Raw genomic sequence first — 18,541 nt, forward strand, 5'->3', positions numbered from 1 at the left:
AAACAGAAAGATCAACTGGTAGTAATCCGTACTGAACATATTATACATTATTTTCAGTATAGTTGAGCTTATTATTGACTAGAGTCATGCTCCATAGCAGATCCCCTAGCTGCTGAGGTTGCTGAAATTGCACCGCGTCAGGGTCGGCACCGTTCGCCTCACCAAGCCCGTCAGCACGTTGCCGGGGCCGATTTCCCACACCTCTTGGATGCCGTCGGCGGCCATCTGCAACACGGTTTCTCGCCAGCGGACAGGGGCAGTCATCTGGGCCAGCAGCGCCTGCTTAAGGGCTTGCGGATCCCGGCTGGCGGTGGCAGTGCAGTTGCTGTAGACGGGCACTCGCGGCGGCTGAAAGTCAACAGCGCGCAAGGTGTGGGCAAACTCCTCGGCAGCAGCCTGCATAGAGGGCGAGTGAAAGGCGCCACTCACCTTGAGGGGAACGGTGCGCTTGGCCTGCAACTGCTCACAGACGGCTTGCACCCCCTCCACTGAGCCGCTGATCACCACCTGATCCGGGCTGTTGTCGTTGGCAAGGGTGACATCGGGGATCATCTGGCACAGGTGCTCCAGCTTGTCGCGGTCAAACCCCATCACTGCCGCCATGTGGCCTGGAGGATCCCCTGCGGCTTCCATCAGTTGGCCCCGCAGCGCCACCAGCCGCAGGCCGGTTTCGAAATCAAACACGCCGGCAGCGTAGAGGGCGCTGTATTCGCCCAGACTGTGGCCAGCAGTGCAGGCAGGAGCCTGTCCCTGGGCGTAGAGATAGTCTGTCAACAGGGCCGATACGGTGAACAAAGCCGGTTGCGTGTAGCCGGTCTGGTGGATCTGGTCTTCCGACAGAGCTAAGGGATCCCATCCCAACAGCTCACGGGCCAAAGCCAACTTCTGGGCTGCTCCCTGCCAGTTCCGCAAGTCCCTTCCCATGCCCACCGCTTGGGATCCCTGGCCGGGATAGATCCAGGCAACGGTCATCAATTCATTTCCCCCAACGAAACACAATCGCCCCCCAGGTAAGGCCGGCGCCAAAGCCCGCCATCACCCCCAGATCGCCGGCGCCAAAGCGTCCTTGCTCGATCCAAGTGGCCAAGGCAATTGGCACCGAAGCGCCCGAGGTGTTGCCGTAATGCTCTAAGACGCTGGCCACCCGCTGCGGATCCAGCTGCAGGCGCTTGACTACCGCATCGAGAATGCGCTGGTTGGCCTGATGAATAAAATATCCCTGTACTGCTTCCACCGGGATCCCAGCCCGAAAGAGAGCCTTCTCGATGATCTCCGGCACCGCCTGGACGGCAAACTTGTACACCTCGCGGCCATTCATGGTGATGGGGCAGCAGCGATACTGCCCCACCTGCAGGGATCCCACCAGGGGCTTGGCCTCTGTAGCCATGGACAAGCTGAGCAGCTGGCTGCCACTGCCATCGCTGCGCAGCTCAATGCTGAGGATCCCGCCGGTTTCCCCCGCCTCCAGAACCACCGCCCCGGCCCCATCTCCAAACAAGACACAGGTGGTGCGATCTGCCCAGTCCACCGTACGGGAGAGCACATCCGCCGCCACCACCAAGGCCCGCCGGTACAGCCCGGTTTGCAAAAACTGCGCTGCCGTGGCCACTGCAAAGACAAAGCCCGTGCAGGCTGCCGTCAGATCAAAAGCCACCGCCCGCGTTGCTCCCAGAGCTGCCTGCACCTGAGGGGCCGAGCCAAACCGATCGACACCGGTGGAAGTGGCCAGCAGGATCAAATCCAGGTCTTGAGGCAAGATCCCGGCCTGAGCCAAAGCGGCCTTGGCTGCCTGGACCGCCAAATCCACCAAGCTCAGCTCAGGGGGCAGAATGCGCCGCTGACGAATGCCGGTGCGGGGCCAGATCCATTCGTCGGAAGTTTCGACGATCTGGCCGAGATCGTCGTTGCTCAGGCAGGGATCCGGCAGGGCAGCCCCTGCCCCCACCAGCCGCACGGTCGGGAGGCTATGGCTGGGCATCTTCCACGGGTTCGGGACAGCGGGAGGAAGTCCTTTCCAGGGATCCCAACGGCAACACTTCCGGGCCAGAGCCAGAGTAGACCTGAAGGGGCCGGGTGCGCCGCCTGGGGTTGGATTCAGGTTCGCGAGGGTCAACCATTTCCGCCTGCAGCCGCTGTAGGATTTTCTGTTCTGCCGCCTCTTTGGCCAGGCGAATGGCGTGGTAGACCATCGGCGCCTTGGAGCTGCCGTGGGTAATCACGCAGATGCCGTTGACGCCGAGCAGCAAAGCACCGCCATACTCCACGTAGTCCATGCGCCGCTTTACCTGCTTGAGGTTGGGCCGGAGCAGCCAGCAGCCCAACTTGCCGCGCCAGCCGCGGGGCAGCTCCTCCCGCAGCACCTGGGTGATCACCTGGCCAACACTTTCGGCAAACTTGAGGAGGGCATTGCCCACAAAGCCGTCACACACCACCACATCAAACTCCCCGGTCAGCACATCCCGCCCCTCGGCATTGCCGGCGAAATGGATCCCTGGCAACTGGGCCAGACGCTGGTGGGTGGCCAGAGCCAAATCATTGCCCTTGTTGGGCTCCTCGCCGATGTTGAGCAGGCCCACCCGCGGCTTCTCGATCCCCAGCACGCACTGGCAGTAGAGGGATCCCATACGGGCAAACTGCTCCAAAAAGCGGGGCCGGCAATCCACATTGGCCCCCACATCCAGCAGCAGCACCGGCTTGCCTTTCAAAGTGGGCAAAAGAGCGCCAATGGCCGGGCGATCGATCCCTGCCAGCCGGCCCAAATTCAGGTAGGCCGCAGCCATCGCTGCTCCGGTATTCCCGGCGGCCACCACGGCATCCGCTTGGTTGGAGCGCACCTGTTGCATCGAGATGTTGATGGAGGCTTTGGGCTTTTTGCGCACCATCAGCGGCTCTTCCGCCATGCCCACATCCTCTTCGGCAGGCACAATGGTGATCCCAGCAGGCAAGGGTTGGGGCAGAAAGGGCTTGAGGGAATCTGGACGACCGACTAGTGCAATCCCGACCCGGAGCTGCCGATGGGCCAGCAGGGCGCCCTTGATGATCTCTTCGGGAGCGTAGTCACCCCCCATCGCATCGACCGCAATTCGCACAAGCTGACCTCACACTGGAATATCCTTGGCAACTGCAAGCAAGAAGCGGGGCAAAACGCACTAACCTCTGCAGTCCCCTCGCCCGAGAATTGGGAGCCCCAGTGGCTGCAGGGTGCTAGCGAATTTTACCAGATTTGTTTTCCTCAATTAAGGCCGCAGTTCCGCTTGCGCCGGTTCTCCCCACCCCCCACAGGAAACGTGAACTTCCTCACGCCTGCGCGAGGGTAGCCAAGAGAGAGTGTACCTGCTGGACGTGGTCGCGTGCGGTGGAGTTTCTGGCTTGGTGTTGGCTCAGCTCCGTCTCCAACTGCGCCAATTCTCCTGCCAACGCTGCCCACCGATCCCGCTCTGGGTAGAGGGTGGCCTGCAGGTGATTGAGGCGACCCCAGGTTTCTGCCATGGCCTGGGCGCGCGCCCGCAGGGATCCCTCCTCTTGCTCCAGGTGTTGCCACTGCTGCTCCAATTCCTGCCGTTGGCGGGCGAGCTGCTCCTGCTGAGAAGGCAAGGACGATTCCAGTTGTTGAATGAGGGTTTGCAGACGACCTTTTTCTTGGAGAAGATCCTGCCTCTGGCTGCCGATCTGTTCCAGGAGCGGCCCAATATCGACCTGAACCGGGGCAGCAGCTTGATTTTGCAGCTGTCTAAGGCGGGCTTCCTGGCGGGTCAACTCTTCATACTCTCGCTGCAGGTTTTTTTCCTGAGGCAGCAGGGCTTCTTCCAAAGCACTGCAGGCAGACTGGGCATAGTCGATATCCATCTCGATGTCAAACCGCTCCTCTGGAGAGGCGCTGGCCAGCCGCTCTTGCAGCTCCCGCAGGGTTTGCCGGTTTTGCTCCAGTTCGGCCCGCTGCTGGCTGACCTGGGCCGCCCGCTGCTCGTAATCTCGGCGCAGTTGGCTGACCAAAGCCGCCAGCTCCTCGACCGAGATCGCCGGCTCCCCCGCCCTGCCGTTGCTGCTGCCATCGACGATAAAGTCGTACTCCTGCACCAGACGAGAGGCTTTCTGGTATAGGCTCTCTTGAGATTGCAGCTGCTGGAGAATCCTCTGCAGGTGCTCTTGATGGGCTCGCAGGGATCCCTGCCGAGTTTGCCATTCTGCTTGGCTGTGCTCCAGGGATTGTCGGGATCCCCACCAAGCGGTGTGGCGTTCTTGCCAAGCGCGGTAGTCTCGATCCAGCTCGTCTTGCCGGGCCTGGGCCTGCTGACGTTCTGCTTCCAGTTGGGCAATCTGTTGATTCAAGTGCTCCTGCTGCTGCTGAATGTGGCTTTTCAAGCTTTGCAGAAGCGCCAAGGGATCTCCAGCCGGATGCAGACTCTCCTGGAGCTGCTGCACCAAAGCCTGTAGCTGCGCTGCTTCTGCTTCCCCCAAGCGGCTGGAGCGAGCTTCTTGCAATTGAGCTTCCAACTCTTGCCGCTGTCGATTCAGAGCTTCCCGCTGTTCTCCGATCAGGCGCTGTTGTTCGGCCAAGTAAGCTTGCTGGGCTGCCAGCTCCTCTTTGAGGCTGTCCAGGAGTTTGCGATCTTCCTCTACAGCTTTGTATTGCTCGTACAGCCGCTGCACCTCTTCTTCTTGGGCTGCCAGATCCATCTCGCGGCGTTTAAGCTCATGGGCCTGAAAGGTGAGGGACTGTTTCCAAACCTCGATCTCCTCCTCCTGGCTGCGGGCTCTGAGCTGAAGTTGGCTGAAGTTTTGCAGATAGGTCACCAGTTGGCGAGCGGCTTCGCTGATGCGGGCGACCTGACGGTTGCCGGAGATTTCCGCCAGCACCAATGACCCATCCTTGAAGCGCCCAGCCTCCTGGGCGATGCGGCCTTCCAAAGTAATGGATTCTTCGTTCACGGCCACCCAGGTATTGTCCTGCTGCTGCTTGGCCAGCAATTGCAGAGACGACTTGGCAAATCCAATCGGCTTGGATAGCTCTGCTAGGTACAGCACGCCTGAACTCCTCTAAAACAGCATGGACAGCACCAGCCTTGACCCCACCGAGCCACTGCCCCTGGCCGGGGAAAAATGGACGGCTGCCAGAACATGGCTCGCCGAGGCGCATAAAGACTACACCACCTTTCTAGACTCAACCATAGGGTAAAAAAAACGCCTTCGCCAGATGAGTTTTGGGGATGTCCGGGGTAGCTATTCAAACCGGTGGCGGAGCACTAAGGTAGTCTAGGGTGTGGTGTAGGGTTCTGCTCAGGGGTTGTATGGAGCTGCAAGGTGAGCCGCTTTCTGTTCGTCGGCGTTCTCCTGCCCCGCCGGTGGTCGTAGCCTCTCAGGTGTACCAGACAACAGCGCCGGAAGCCAAACCGCGCCACATTTTGGAAGCGATCGTCTGGCATAAAGAGCAGGAGGTGGAGCGGCAACGGGAGCAGCTTCCCCTCAAGGAATTGCAACGGCAACTGGATCAGGCTCCGCCGGTGCGGGATTTTGTGGCGGCCCTCACCCAGTCGCCTCACCCTGTTTCCCTTATTGCCGAGGTCAAAAAAGCCTCTCCCAGCCGCGGCGTTCTCCGGGATCCCTTTGACCCGGTAGCCATTGCCCAGAGCTATGAAGCCGGTGGGGCCAGTTGCCTCTCGGTGCTCACAGATGAGCGGTTCTTTCAGGGCAGCGGCGAGTATCTGCGCCGGATCCGTCAGGCAGTAGGGATCCCCATCCTCTGCAAGGAGTTCATCCTCTACCCCTACCAAATCCTCTGGGCCCGCAGCCTGGGGGCAGATGCGGTGCTGCTGATTGCCGCCATTCTCTCCGATGCGGATTTGGGCTACTTTCTCAAGCTGATTCGGCAATTGGGCATGGCAGCTCTGCTGGAGGTGCACACCTCCCAAGAGTTGCAGCGGGTGTTGCGTTTGCCCCAACTGCAAGACTCCAGGGGGCAGGTGCTCATTGGCATCAACAATCGCGATCTGAGAACCTTTACGGTGGACTTAAACACAACGCGCAACCTGTTGGCCGCCCACTCGGAGCTCCTTGGCGATCTGCCTGTGGTCAGCGAGTCCGGCATCCATACCCCCGCCGATCTGCAGCAGTTGCGGGCCTGGGGGGTGCGCTCTGTGCTGGTGGGGGAAGCGCTGGTGACCCAGCCGGATCCCGGCCAAGCTGTGCGCCACCTGTTGTCATCTCAGTGAATGAGAACCCTCCATCATATGGATCTCTGTTAAGAACAATGGATCTCTGAGGATTGCTTGGATCGATGAAACGTATTCCTGTGCCGGCTCATATCCACTACGAATTTCTGCTGCGGGTGTTGGAGCGGCAAACCTTTCCGGCAGTAGAGGAACAGGATTTTGGCAACCGAGGCCGCACGCAAGAGCTGATCAACTCTCTGCGCAAAGCCCTCACCCAACAGGTGCAACTGGAGGAAGAGTGGCGACAGCGGGGCTATCAGGTGGACTACCGCTGGAATATGGACGAGCCTCAGCCTCCCTCTTGACCTTCCAGCCCACTGTAAGGTTTAGCATCCTTTCAGTGGCATTGGGGGGGGTTTCCAAGATGCAGGTTGTTTTGACGGTGCCCAAGCTGGCCTGTGGGGCTTGCGTGGACACCATTGCGCAAGCGGTGCGGCAACTGGATCCCCAGGCGCAGGTGGAAGGGGATCCCAAAACCAAACAGGTGCGGATTACTTCTGAGCGGCCTGTGGGCGATTTGCGGCAGGCCCTCACCCAGGTGGGATATCCCCCGGCCTAGTCAAGGCTGGGTCGAGAACGGTCGGGCGTCTGTTTTGAATTTCTGTACAGATGGCTGCCTTCGCCCTGCCCAGGGTGGAGAGTAGCTGTCGTTTCATCAACAAGGTGTTGCCATGTCTGCCCATAAAGGGTCATCGGCTGCATTATCGGCCTCTGCGCCTTCTCCTGAGGGCACCTGGCAGTTGGCCCTGCAAGGGATGAGCTGTGCCTCCTGCGCCCGCAGCATCGAACAGGCCCTCACTCAGGTGCAGGGAGTATCCTCCGGATCCGTGAATTTTGCCAGTGAGCAGGCCACCGTCAAAGGGGATCCCAGGCTGGTGGATCCGCAGGCGCTGATTCGGGCGGTGGAGCGGGCGGGGTATCGGGCGCGCCTTATCCAGGAGGATTGGCAGCCGGACGATCTGTCGGATCCAGAGCGGATCGCCCAACGGGCCGCAGAACGGGAACTGAAGCTCAAGGTGGCGATAGGGGTGGGCATCAGCACGGTGCTGGTGATCGGATCCCTGCCGATGATGCTGGGGATGGACATCCCGGGCTTTCCCATGTGGCTGCACAATCCTGGGTTGCAGTTGCTGCTGACGGCTCCGGTGCAGTTTTGGGTGGGCAAGCATTTTTATCGAGGCGCTTGGGCCGCTTGGCAACGGCGCTCGGCGGATATGAACACGCTGGTGGCCTTAGGGACGAGCGCGGCTTTCTTCTATTCCATTTTCCCAACGGTTTTCCCCGACTCTTTCCATCGACAGGGACTGCATCCCGATGTGTATTACGAAGTGTCGGCGGTGGTCACCACCCTGATTCTGGTGGGCAATTGGATGGAGCAACGGGCCAAAAGGCAAACCTCTGAGGCCATTCGCAAGCTGATCGGGCTGCAACCGAAAACGGCGAGGGTAATCCGCCAGGGGGTGGAGCAGGATGTCCCCATTCGGGAGGTGCAGGTGGGGGATTGGATCCGGGTGCGCCCCGGAGAGAAGGTGCCGGTGGATGGGGTAATCCTAGAGGGATCCTCCAGCCTCGACGAGTCCATGGTGACCGGCGAGAGCCTGCCTGTACTCAAGTCGGCGGGGGATGAGGTGATTGGGGCAACGCTGAATCAGACGGGCAGCTTTGTGATGGAGGCGCGGCGGGTGGGCAAAGACACGGTTCTGGCCCAGATCGTGCGCCTGGTGCAGGAAGCTCAGGGATCCAAAGCCCCAATTCAACAGTTGGCGGATCGGGTCACCTCCTGGTTTGTGCCGGCAGTGATCGGGGTGGCAGTTCTAACTTTCGTGCTCTGGTGGGTGTTGGCGGACAACCTGACGCTGGCCTTGGTGAACACGATTGGGGTGCTGATCATCGCCTGCCCTTGTGCGCTGGGGTTGGCAACCCCCACCTCGATCCTGGTGGCCACGGGACGAGGGGCAGAATTGGGGATCCTGGTGAAAAGTGCCGACAGCCTGGAATTGGCCCACCACTTGCGCACGGTGGTCTTGGACAAAACCGGCACCCTGACTGAAGGTCGTCCCACTGTCACCGATATTTGGGCCCACGGCTCCTCTCCCCTGGCGGTGTTGCGCCTGGCAGCGGCGGTGGAGCGGCACTCGGAACACCCTTTGGCCCAGGCGGTGGTGCAGAAAGCCGAAGCCGAAAAAATTGTGATCCCTCCTGCCTGGCACTTTCAGGCAAGGGTAGGCAGTGGGGCAGAAGCTTGGGTGGAAGATCAGTGGATTCGCATCGGTCGGCTGAGCTGGCTACAGGAGATGGGGATCCCTTGGGATCCCTCTTGGTCAGAGCGGGTTCAGAATTGGGAAAGCCAGGGCAAAACGGTGATCGGCGTAGCCCAATCCCAGAGCCTGGTGGGGCTGTTGGCCATTGCCGATCCGCTCAAACCCACCTCTCCTGAGGCAGTGCAACAGCTGCAACAGATGGGTCTAGAGGTGATCCTGCTAACCGGGGATAACCCCACCACGGCCCAAGCGGTTGCTCGGCAAGCAGGCATTCAGCGGGTAATTGCCCAAGTCCGTCCGGATCAGAAGGCAGCTTACATACGCAGCCTAAGACAACCGCGACGGCGGGTGGCCATGGTGGGAGATGGCATTAACGATGCTCCGGCTCTGGCAGAAGCCGATGTGGGGATCGCCATCGGTACGGGTACGGATGTGGCGATGGCCGCCAGCGATATAACCCTCATGTCGGGGGATCTGCGGGGAGTCGCCACAGCCATTCAACTCAGCCGGGCCACCCTCAACAACATCCGCCAGAACCTCTTCTTCGCCTTTATCTACAATACGCTGGGGATCCCGATTGCCGCTGGGGCGCTCTATCCCTTTACAGGCTGGTTGCTCAACCCCATGCTGGCGGGGGCAGCCATGGCCCTGAGTTCCATTTCGGTGGTCGCCAATGCCCTGCGCCTGCGACACTTTCAGCCCCCCAGACCAGCGGGCCGGCGTTAGGCCCTCTCCCAGGGGCAAGGGGGATTAGCGCGGCAACAGTTTTGCTGCCCTTTGAGCATGAGTCTGCCGTACCGCTCATGCCTCAGGGCTATCTTCTGGCAGACAAGAACATCCCCCCCGGGAGCTTGGTGAATGGCAAGCGGCAAGCTAACCTAAAAAGCTCAGGCAGATTGGGGAAAGCGCGGTGCAAATCCGCCACTGTGACGCAACTGTGATGGGATCCCTCCCTCAGCCAGAACACCCACCTGCCGTTGTCCTGTACCCCTTGCGATTCACAAGGAACGGAGTTTTTTGTGTTGAATACCCTCAGTGTTTCCCCTCCCCTTTCGGTTGGGCAGCTTGCTTCTCCTTCATTGCCCCTATTGCTTATCGGCCACGGATCCCGCGACCCTGAAGGGCGGCAAGCCTTTCTGGAGTTGGCCCAAGTCTACCAATCCCTCACTCCCCATCGACCGGTGATCCCTTGTTTTCTGGAGCTGACGGAGCCGAGTATCGCCCAAGGGATCCAGCAGTGTATTGCCCAAGGGTGGCAGGAGATCGTGGCCCTGCCGCTGTTGCTATTTGGGGCCCGCCACAACAAGTTCGATGTGACGATGGAACTGGATCGCCTGCAGGCCCTCTATCCCCAGTTGCGCATTCATTACGGTGGGCCGTTGGGGATCCGCATCGAGATCCTGCAACTGCTGCGAGACCGATTGGCCGCTCTGATAGCTGCCCAACCGCGGCGGATCCCAGAAGCAGAAACCGTGCTCCTGTTTGTGGGTCGCGGCTCCAGCGATCCCGAGGCCAATGCCGAAGCCTGTAAACTGGCCCGGTTGCTTTGGGAAGGATCTGGGTTTGCCGCTGTGGAGACCTGCTTTATCGGCATTACCCATCCCCGCCTGCCTGTGGGGTTGGAGCGGGCCTTGTCCTGGCATCCGCGCCGGGTGATCGTGCTGCCCTACTTTCTGTTTACGGGGGTGTTGGTGAAAAAAATCGAGGCGGCAGTGGAGAAACAACGACAACGACAGCCGGAAATCGACTGGCTGATGCTGCCGGAATTGGGCCTTGTGGATACGGTGCTGCACAGCCTGCAGCAACTGGAGCAGGAAGCCCTGCAGGGCCAAACCCCGATGAACTGCCACCTGTGCAAGTTTCGCCTGGCCGTGAGCGCAGAGGTTGGAGCTGGATCCAGCCATCACCATCCTCACGAGCATCATCACCACCATCACGGGCACGGATCCCATCACCATCCTCATTCCCACCCTCAGCACGGCCACACCCACGCAGCGGCTGGGGATCCCTGGGCCCAATTAGAGGGCTACCACCAACGGGCATGGCAGGTGCCCTAAGAGGGAAACAGAGGCTGCTGGCGGGATAAACTGAGTGCAGACAGGCAATTTTTGAACCTGGTTTTCCCGCTCTAGCGGTTGTGATGACGAAAAAACGATGATGCTCTCCCGCTCCTCTTGGGTTTCAGGTGCCGCTGCTGCGGGGAGCGGGATTTTCGTCTTCGCTCTGGTGGTGGGGCTGTTGGATCAGATCCTGCCAACCCTGCCCAGGGTTTCCTTATCCTTGGCCGGGATCCCTGGGATCCTGGCTGGAATTGGGTCTGCCTATGGGGTTTGGCAGGTGGTTCAGATGGGTCTGCAATCGGCTTCCTGGAGCGACTTTCGAGAATCGCTGGTGGCGACCCTATCTCCCTTTGATCCTGCCGACCACGGCGGCGAGCCACGACAACCTAAGGGGGATCCTCGCCCTTGGCAGGTGGCTCAGGAGATCCGGCAAACCCAGCTCCGCCATCAAAAGATCCTTGACCGCATCAAGCAGCGGGTGAAAGCCGAAATCCAGACCTGTGAACGCGCCCAAGCCCAACTGCGCAGCGAGCAGCAACGGTCTCGAGTCCTGCAGGCCCAAGCCCAACAGTTACAACAGCATCTGCAAAACCTACAAACATCTTCCCCTTCTCCAAGCTCCGAGTCGACCAAACCCGCGCCAGAGCAAGCGCTGCGCCAAAAGCTCCGCCAACTTCAATCCCAGGTCACCACCCTGAAAATAGAATTGGAACGCCAAAGGACCCAACTGCAACACGCAGAAGCAGAGCGGGCTCAACTCCAGCAGCAGCAGCAAAAACTCAAGCGCATCCTGCAGCGCAAAAAATTGGAAAATCGAGAGTTGCGCTCCCAACAGGCAGAATGGGCCCGGCAACTGGAGCAAACTCAACAGGAGCTGCAAACTTTGCGAGAGTCCTACCGCGCCTTGCAAGTTCTACAGGAAATAAGCTCCACCCTAACCCAAAACCCATCTCACGAAAGGGCGGAAACGGAGTCCTCTGGATCCTCCGACTAGCCGACCCGCTTTAGAACAAATACACTCCCCTCGCTGCCCCGACCCAGCCGCAAGTCTTCATCCAAATAGGTGATATCCAGCCAACCCGTTGGCTCGCGGCGGCGGATATCGATTTGAATAGCCGGGATTCGCTCTGGAGCCTGCTCGAGCAAATCGAGAAAACTCTCGATCTCGTAGCTCATCAAAGCTTGGGATCCGAGCACCAATCGCTCGAAAATCACCCTCACCCGACGCTCCGATTCGGGGTAAAAGCGTGCCGATACCGCCAAGATTCCCCGTGGCATCCAAGCCTCCAGCCAACCGGATCCCTGGATCTCCGCCACGTTGAAGACCCGTCCAGCTTTGGCCCGAATACACTGGTAGATCGCCCCGGTGGTGAACAGGGGCAAATTGGCCAGCCGCAGCAGAGCTGTGCTCGTGGTAAATAGGGTGAGCCAGTTCCCCTCCAACCCTTCAGGAGCCGATGTTGGTTTGGGGGTGGGGTTGAGCGCTTCTAGGGCGGCAATCTGAGACAGGATCTGGGCTTGCTGCTCAGGGGAGACTTTCCGGCCCCGGTCGGTTGCCTCCAGTAGGTGCAGCAGAGCCGATTTTTGCTGAGCCAGGGCCTCAGACATGGGCACACTCCGAAGGCACTGACCCTATTTTAGAGAACGCGGGATCCCTCTGCCCTTAACCGTCTTCTCCCACCAGTTTCAGGTTCAGATCTGCCACCTGCTCATACCCCAGCCCGGCCCGCACCACCAGCGGCTCGGATCCCGTCAAGTCAATTACCGTAGAGACCTTGGCCCGACGGGGGGCATCGTCATCCAGCACCAGATCCACCTGTTTTTCCAACTGCCGCATCTCTTCAGCCGCAAAGATCCCACCCTCATCCCAGGGGTCGCTCTCCCACTCCCAGGCTTGCCCAGAACTTAAGTCCAGGGATCCGACGGGATCCCCCCCCAGCTTGGCAGAGGTGGAGACAATTGGATTGCCCAACTCTTCCAGCAAAGCCTGACAAATGGCCGAGTCGGGCACCCGGATGCCGGTGGTTTTCCGTTTGGGCTCCATCACCAACTTGGGCACCAGCTTGGTGGCCGGCAACAGAAACGTAAACGGGCCCGGGATCAGCCGCCGCATCAGTCGATAGGCTGAATCGGTGACCTGGGCATACTGGGCAATGCGCGAGAGAGAAGGACACAAAAAGGTAAGAGGCTTGTCGTTGGAGAGCTGCTTGATACGGCGTACCCGCTCCACTGCTTGTTTGTGGGTCACATCGCAGCCAATGGCATAGACTGTATCGGTGGGGTAAAGCATCACCGCCCCCTCCCGCAAAGCCGCCGCAATCCGCCGGATGGAGCGGGCCTGGGGCTGTTGCGGATGCAGCTTAAAGTACTCGGCCATCGGGCAGATGGGAAGAGGTCAAGACTGGGAGCAGCTCCCCCCCAAAGGGTTTTCCACAAGAGGGCGGGGGGTCGGTGGCACCGACGCGGGCGGGGATCCCTGAGATTCGGGCCAGTCCTTCAGTTGTTGCATCAGGGCTTGGATGTGCAGACGGGGCAGATAGGGCCAGTCGCCCGCTTCTTCCAAATCTTGAAGCACCCGATACAGAGCTTGACGGGTATTGGGCAAAGACTCCCGAAAGGCACCTTCCAGGATCGCGCGGTGCAACTCCTCCAGCAGCCGCAGGAGCATCAGCAGCTCCACACACGCTCCCGCCCTCGCCTGAGCCGCCTGTTCAACGGCCAACATGATCTGACGCAAATCCGGTGGCAGATCCTCCGCCGAGATATACATGGCCACTCGTCTCTGGGTTCTGGGAAGGCAGGGGCTTTCCCATTCTAAGATTCTTCTGCCCTAGGACTGGATGGATTTTGCCCCCACAAGATCCAACTGCGCAGGCTGTTGGGATCCCCGACCCAGGCACTGCCACACCCGCTGCAAGAGGGCATCCAGCCCCTGCTTGGCAATTGCAGAAATGGCCACTACGGAAGTGCCGGCAGCGGCAGACAGCCTCTGGGTGCGCTCGGCAACCTGCTGGGGATCCAGAACATCGATCTTGTTCAAAACCAGGATTTGTGGCTTATCGATTAACCCGTGGCCGTAGGCGCGCAGCTCCTGCTGAATAACCTGGTAATCCTTGACGGGATCCGCCGCCGTGCCATCCACCAAATGAATCAGTACCCTGGTACGCTCCACATGGCGCAAAAACTCATGGCCCAGCCCCACCCCCAAGTGCGCCCCCTCGATCAGCCCCGGAATATCGGCAAACACCACCCCATCTCCCGATGGATGGGGCACCACCCCCAAATTGGGCTGCAACGTGGTGAAGGGGTAGTCAGCAATCTTGGGCCGGGCAGAGGAGACCACCGAAATCAGAGTGGACTTGCCCGCATTGGGCAGGCCGACAATGCCCACCTCGGCAATCAACTTCAGCTCCAGGCGCAGGCGCACCCGTTCTCCCGCTTCGCCCTTGGTGAATTGGCGGGGGGCGCGATTGTGGTTGCTCAAAAAATGGGCATTGCCTAAGCCGCCTTTGCCCCCACGGGCTACCAGCAATTGATCCCCCTTGCCCACCAGATCGCCCAACAATTCCCCCGTCTCCGCATTGAACACCACAGTACCGCAGGGCACCCGCACCAGCCGATCCGCACCACTGGCCCCGCTGCGATGGTTGGGCCCCCCTTTGGCCCCGTGTTCCGCTTTGATCACCGGTTGAAAGCGAAAATCCAACAGAGTTTGCAGGCCGGGATCGGCCACCAGGATCACCGAGCCGCCCCGCCCGCCATTGCCGCCGGATGGCCCCCCAGCCGGCACATACTTCTCACGGCGGAAGGCAACGATGCCATCTCCGCCATTCCCCCCTTGCACTTCAATTTCGGCTTGGTCGATAAAGTGCAATCGTTCTTCTCCCAAATCTTCTATCTTCCAGCTTGGCAAGATGCCGGGAAACTTGCCACAAAAGACGCTCCTCTAAGCTACGATGGTATTTCCCAGCCACATCCTCCCCAGGTGGGAAAGTGGAAGTGGGATCCTGCCAAACTCGATTGGCCTTCTACCCTTTATCCCGCGCAACTGATCTGTTACTGCACCCCTATGAGTCGATTCACTGCTGCCGATGTAGGTTTTACCACTGAAGACTTTGCCGCCCTTCTGGATAAGTACGACTATCACTTCAGCCCTGGCGAAATTGTGGCGGGTACAGTATTCTCGGTGGAGCCACGCGGTGCTTTGATCGATATTGGGGCCAAAACGGCTGCCTTTCTGCCGCTCCAGGAGATGTCGATTAGCCGCCTGGAAGACCCGCACGAGATGCTGCAGCCGGGAGAAACCCGCGAGTTTTTTATCCTCACCGAAGAAAACGAAGAGGGACAGCTGACCCTCTCCATCCGCCGCATCGAGTACATGCGGGCCTGGGAAAGGGTACGGCAGCTCCAGAAAGAAGATGCCACCGTTCGCTCAACCATTTTTGCCACCAACCGAGGTGGAGCCCTGGTGCGGATTGAGGGGCTGCGGGGCTTTATCCCCGGATCCCACATCAGCACCCGCAAGCCAAAAGAAGAGCTGGTGGGCGAAGAGCTGCCCCTGAAGTTTTTAGAGGTGGACGAAGACCGCAACCGCTTGGTGTTGAGCCATCGCCGCGCCTTGGTGGAGCGGAAGATGAACAAGCTGGAAGTGGGCGAGGTGGTGGTTGGCACGGTGCGGGGCATCAAGCCCTATGGTGCCTTCATCGATATTGGCGGCGTCTCCGGCCTGCTGCACATTTCCGAGATCTCCCACGATCATGTTGACACGCCCCACAGCGTCTTCAACGTCAACGACGAAGTGAAGGTGATGATCATCGAGCTAAATGCGGAGCGGGCGCGGATCTCGCTGTCCACCAAGCAACTGGAGCCCAATCCCGGCGACATGATTCGGGATCCCAAGCTGGTTTACGAGAAGGCCGAGGAGATGGCAGCCAAGTACCGTGAGCAACTGCTGGCCGCTAAGCAAGGACAAGCGGCAGAGGCCCCACCGGAAGTGGTGGAAGAGGAGCTGGAATACGCGGCGACGGCTGTGGAATGATCACAAACTTTGCGTATTTCTGCCTGCTACAAGGCTTAGCTAGGCCGCCGAGAAGCCCGGCCCTCTCTCGCTTTAGCGGCGCGGAGCGCTTTGCATCAGCATGAGTGCGGAAGTATGTCACGGCATGAGCCTTTGGTTCCATCAGTGTGAGTGGGGAGCTGAGGAGCGATCCATAAGCCCGTGGGGGCGGGGGCAGTCCAAATGTCCGAAGAGACGGGTACTGCTGCTGTGGCGAAGTAGGCCGACGGCGCTCACGCAGGGCTGCAAACCTGCGCCAGTAACGGGAATCCCCCGCTCCTGAGCTTGAGGAGATGGTCAAAGACTGTAGATCTGCCCATCCATGAGCAGATGGGTGATGCCTTTCTTTTGCAGTTGGGTGCGCACAATCTCCAGGATGTAGCCGGGAAACTGGATCACCCGGTAGGGCGGGTAGGTGTTGCTGCCCCGACGGCTCATTTCGGAAAAGCGGCGGGCCACCTTGTGGTTGTCGAAAATCGGCAGCGTATTGGCGTTATCCATCCCTTCGATGGGCAGGGATCCCGAGCCAAAGAATTCTTTGAGAGGGCGGGTGGTCAGTTCTTGGTAGCGGTCAACAACGACATAGCAGGTTTCCGGTAGGGTGAGCTCTTCCAGGGGTAATACCTGAATTTGATAGCTGGGATCGGTGAGGGGATCCTCTTCTGGCCCATCTTCATCTTCTAGGAGATAGTCAGAGTCGTCCTCATCCTCGTCTTCGAGGTCACGGTCTTCTCCGGTCTCTTCCTCATCCTCTTCCCCGACATCCTCCACATCTTCCTGAAGCTCAGCCGCCAACGGCAGTTCTTCTGGGGGCAGTTCTGGCAGAGACTCTGTTCCAGCGGTGTTATCCTCGCCTTCCTCGTTTGCGTTCGGCTCTGCGGGGGGCTCCGGCAAGGGAGATGGAGAAGGCAACTCCGGTTCCAGCGGCAAAATCTGCTGCTCTGGGGCTGGGATCCCGCCAACAACAGCTTTTTCCCCCATGTCTTTGCGGCGGGCAGCCGAGCGTTTGAGATGGATCAACCGCTGATACTCATCGGCAGCGATATTTTCCTTCAACACGCGGGTGATGGTGGTGATGCTCACCTGAAATTGCTCCGCCAATTCGACGGCGGTCGCTGCCGAGCCGCGGTAGGCGCTAACAATTTGCTGTTGTTCTTGCTCTGAAAGTTTGCTGCGAGCCATCCCAGATCACCCAATCCAAAAACCGAAAAAACTGAAGAGGATCCTTAGCCAGCGGCGGTTGCCCCGCACACCCGGCTGAGGCCGGCAGCTAGCTGCTCCCGCTCCAGCCCCTTGCCGATCAACACAATTTTGGACAGGCGGGGCTCATCGGGATCCCAGTCCCGTTCCAGAAAAAGGGTTTGCCGCTGGCCCACCTGATGAAAGATAACCCGCTGCGGCTCATCCACAACCCACAGCACCCCCTTGGCGCGAAAAACGGTCTCGGGCATGTCTTGTAGCCAATCGCGAAAGGCCCCCAAATCCAGCGGCTGCTGCAGTTGAAAGCTCACCGATTGGATCCCGTCTTCCTCGAGGTGATGGCTATGGTGGGCCTCAGTCTCTGCATTGGGGAGCCTGGGATCCCACAATTCTGGGCGGAAGGCATGCACATCCAAGATGCGGGCCAGAGGCACCTGGGCATGGGTGGTGAGCAGGCAAGGGGCAGCGGGGTTGTAGCGGCGCAGATCGAGAAGGATCCGCTCTCGTTCGGCTTCGTCGATCAAATCCACCTTATTGAGCAACAAAATGTCAGCGCTGCCGATCTGGTGGGCGGCGGTTTGCGAGCGCTGGAAATTGCGCCAGTATTCGGCACCGTCAACCAAGGTCACCACGCCATCCAGGCGCAACTCCTCATGAAAGACCCTCTGCACAAATAGCTCGGTCACCTGCCTGGGATCCGCCACGCCGCTGGTTTCCACCACCAGATAGTCCAACGCCTGGGCATGCTGGAGCAGCTGGCGGGCCGCCCGTTCAAAATCCTCTCGCACCGTGCAGCAGAGGCAACCATTGTTGAGCTGCATCAGCCCCCCCTCGGGCATGTTGACCAACTCGCCATCGATGGAAATCTCGCCAAACTCGTTGAGGATCACTCCAATGCGCAACCCATGCTCCTCTTCCAAGATGCGCTTGAGCAGCGTGGTTTTGCCACTGCCCAAAAAACCTGTCAAAATCGTCACCGGAAGCTGAGCTTTCATATCAGGTGAGGCTGAACTGACAAGCGGCCAACAAACCCTTCTCTCAAGTTCCCCAGAAGCTCTACTAGCTTAGCTTTAGGGTTGGCTCTCCAGGATCTGGACAAGGGGGAACGACCGCTCCCACCCAAATTAGATCCTCTAACCCATCAACTAGTTATCCAACTATTTATTTATTAATGTCCTCTGGGCGTTGGGGCAGACTCTCTCCTGAGGATCCCTGGGGACGAATGAGCTCGATCGGCAGGCCATCGGGATCGGCGATGAACGCCACTTCATAGACCTGGCCCCCAATTTGCTGGAGCTGGGGCGGCAGCAGCAGGGTAAGGGGCACTTGCGCTCGCAAATGTTCTAGGTAGTTGGCCAGGGATCCCCATTCGGGGCCCACCTCAAAAGCGGGATGGTAGTAGCCCACATAGTGGGGATCCCCAAAGGGATCCGGGGCAGGATGGGGTTGCGGCACCTGCATCAGCTCCAAACGCCCCCAGGGGCCGCGCATCCAGCAGGCCAGCGTGATCCCGGCAGTAAAACGTTCTTCCACCGCAAAGCCCAACCCCTCGTAAAAGGCGATGGAGCGGAAGATATCGGCGGTGCGAATGGAAAAATGGTGTAGTTTCATCGTCCTGCAAAGCAGCCAGATGGGGCCAGACCGCTCGGATCATCGCCGATGACGGCTGGTCAAGCGCAGGTAGACTTGCTACGCTCCAGAAAAGTAGGCTGTCTATCTTAAGCACCTCTTGCAGTGTATGCTGGCCCGCCCAAT

At 59.6% G+C, this 18,541-nt stretch carries 18 protein-coding genes and 1 riboswitch; of the genes, 7 read left to right on the forward strand and 11 right to left on the reverse strand.

From position 1 onward, the window contains the following. Nucleotides 1–105: 105 nt before the first annotated feature. The 4 genes from fabD to hmpF form a co-directional block, all read right to left on the reverse strand. Nucleotides 106–972, reverse strand: coding sequence for an ACP S-malonyltransferase (gene fabD, locus ACVW0B_RS11255; protein ID WP_457491708.1), 867 nt, complete (start codon nucleotides 970–972; stop codon nucleotides 106–108). A 4-nt stretch (nucleotides 973–976) separates the two neighbouring features. Then, the gene (locus ACVW0B_RS11260; RefSeq protein ID WP_457491709.1) at nucleotides 977–1,978 is read right to left on the reverse strand and encodes a beta-ketoacyl-ACP synthase III; all 1,002 of its coding nucleotides are present in this window, start codon (nucleotides 1,976–1,978) and stop codon (nucleotides 977–979) included. Continuing rightward, nucleotides 1,965–3,089 (reverse strand): phosphate acyltransferase PlsX, encoded by a 1,125-nt coding sequence (gene plsX, locus ACVW0B_RS11265; RefSeq protein ID WP_011433909.1) that lies wholly within the window; start codon nucleotides 3,087–3,089, stop codon nucleotides 1,965–1,967. Before plsX ends, ACVW0B_RS11260 begins: the two co-directional genes overlap by 14 nt. Nucleotides 3,090–3,297: 208 nt before the next feature. Next, nucleotides 3,298–5,025: a pilus motility taxis protein HmpF gene (gene hmpF / locus ACVW0B_RS11270; protein WP_457491710.1), complete on the reverse strand. Its 1,728-nt coding sequence runs from the start codon at nucleotides 5,023–5,025 to the stop codon at nucleotides 3,298–3,300. Nucleotides 5,026–5,288: 263 nt separating this feature from the next. On the opposite strand from hmpF, the gene trpC reads away from it, so the two are divergent. From trpC to ACVW0B_RS11300, 6 genes are all read left to right on the forward strand, one after another. Continuing rightward, nucleotides 5,289–6,209, forward strand: coding sequence for an indole-3-glycerol phosphate synthase TrpC (trpC, locus tag ACVW0B_RS11275; RefSeq protein ID WP_457491711.1), 921 nt, complete (start codon nucleotides 5,289–5,291; stop codon nucleotides 6,207–6,209). A gap of 65 nt (nucleotides 6,210–6,274) precedes the next feature. Continuing rightward, nucleotides 6,275–6,514, forward strand: coding sequence for a DUF5340 domain-containing protein (locus ACVW0B_RS11280; protein ID WP_041436722.1), 240 nt, complete (start codon nucleotides 6,275–6,277; stop codon nucleotides 6,512–6,514). 59 nt (nucleotides 6,515–6,573) lie between these two features. Beyond that, nucleotides 6,574–6,768, forward strand: a complete 195-nt coding sequence (locus ACVW0B_RS11285; RefSeq protein WP_011433913.1) for a heavy-metal-associated domain-containing protein — start codon at nucleotides 6,574–6,576, stop codon at nucleotides 6,766–6,768. 112 nt (nucleotides 6,769–6,880) lie between these two features. Continuing rightward, complete coding sequence (locus ACVW0B_RS11290; protein ID WP_457491712.1) at nucleotides 6,881–9,196, forward strand: heavy metal translocating P-type ATPase; 2,316 nt, start codon at nucleotides 6,881–6,883, stop codon at nucleotides 9,194–9,196. A 127-nt stretch (nucleotides 9,197–9,323) separates the two neighbouring features. Next, nucleotides 9,324–9,459, forward strand: a riboswitch (cobalamin riboswitch). 30 nt (nucleotides 9,460–9,489) lie between these two features. Next, complete coding sequence (locus ACVW0B_RS11295; RefSeq protein WP_457491713.1) at nucleotides 9,490–10,527, forward strand: sirohydrochlorin chelatase; 1,038 nt, start codon at nucleotides 9,490–9,492, stop codon at nucleotides 10,525–10,527. 97 nt (nucleotides 10,528–10,624) lie between these two features. After that, nucleotides 10,625–11,524 carry a hypothetical protein gene (locus ACVW0B_RS11300; RefSeq protein ID WP_457491714.1) on the forward strand — a complete coding sequence of 300 codons (900 nt, stop codon included), beginning with the start codon at nucleotides 10,625–10,627 and terminating at the stop codon, nucleotides 11,522–11,524. On the opposite strand, the gene ACVW0B_RS11305 is transcribed toward ACVW0B_RS11300, so the two are convergent. The 4 genes from ACVW0B_RS11305 to obgE are packed head-to-tail and all read right to left on the reverse strand — an operon-like array spanning nucleotide 11,521 to nucleotide 14,404. Continuing rightward, entirely contained in the window at nucleotides 11,521–12,138 is a 618-nt protein-coding gene (locus tag ACVW0B_RS11305; protein WP_457491715.1) for a PAP/fibrillin family protein, read from the reverse strand. The two genes, ACVW0B_RS11300 and ACVW0B_RS11305, sit on opposite strands and share 4 nt — an antisense overlap. Nucleotides 12,139–12,193: 55 nt before the next feature. Further along, a complete protein-coding gene (locus tag ACVW0B_RS11310) occupies nucleotides 12,194–12,907 on the reverse strand; it encodes an L-threonylcarbamoyladenylate synthase (RefSeq protein WP_457491716.1) in 714 nt (237 codons plus the stop codon). Between the two features lie 18 nt (nucleotides 12,908–12,925). Then, nucleotides 12,926–13,300: a hypothetical protein gene (locus ACVW0B_RS11315; RefSeq protein ID WP_238376778.1), complete on the reverse strand. Its 375-nt coding sequence runs from the start codon at nucleotides 13,298–13,300 to the stop codon at nucleotides 12,926–12,928. Between the two features lie 60 nt (nucleotides 13,301–13,360). Further along, entirely contained in the window at nucleotides 13,361–14,404 is a 1,044-nt protein-coding gene (obgE, locus tag ACVW0B_RS11320) for a GTPase ObgE (RefSeq protein WP_414406680.1), read from the reverse strand. Nucleotides 14,405–14,599: 195 nt separating this feature from the next. On the opposite strand from obgE, the gene ACVW0B_RS11325 reads away from it, so the two are divergent. Further along, the gene (locus tag ACVW0B_RS11325; RefSeq protein ID WP_457482237.1) at nucleotides 14,600–15,568 is read left to right on the forward strand and encodes a 30S ribosomal protein S1; all 969 of its coding nucleotides are present in this window, start codon (nucleotides 14,600–14,602) and stop codon (nucleotides 15,566–15,568) included. A gap of 315 nt (nucleotides 15,569–15,883) precedes the next feature. Here ACVW0B_RS11325 and ACVW0B_RS11330 read toward each other — a convergent pair whose 3' ends face one another. The 3 genes from ACVW0B_RS11330 to ACVW0B_RS11340 all read right to left on the reverse strand — a co-directional run bounded on the left by ACVW0B_RS11330 (nucleotide 15,884) and on the right by ACVW0B_RS11340 (nucleotide 18,397). Further along, nucleotides 15,884–16,768 carry a hypothetical protein gene (locus ACVW0B_RS11330; RefSeq protein WP_457491717.1) on the reverse strand — a complete coding sequence of 295 codons (885 nt, stop codon included), beginning with the start codon at nucleotides 16,766–16,768 and terminating at the stop codon, nucleotides 15,884–15,886. 44 nt (nucleotides 16,769–16,812) lie between these two features. After that, entirely contained in the window at nucleotides 16,813–17,781 is a 969-nt protein-coding gene (locus ACVW0B_RS11335; RefSeq protein ID WP_457491718.1) for a CobW family GTP-binding protein, read from the reverse strand. A 166-nt stretch (nucleotides 17,782–17,947) separates the two neighbouring features. Then, entirely contained in the window at nucleotides 17,948–18,397 is a 450-nt protein-coding gene (locus ACVW0B_RS11340; RefSeq protein ID WP_414342591.1) for a VOC family protein, read from the reverse strand. Nucleotides 18,398–18,541 lie beyond the last annotated feature (144 nt).

It is taken from the genome of Thermostichus sp. MS-CIW-23 (genome assembly GCF_054059455.1).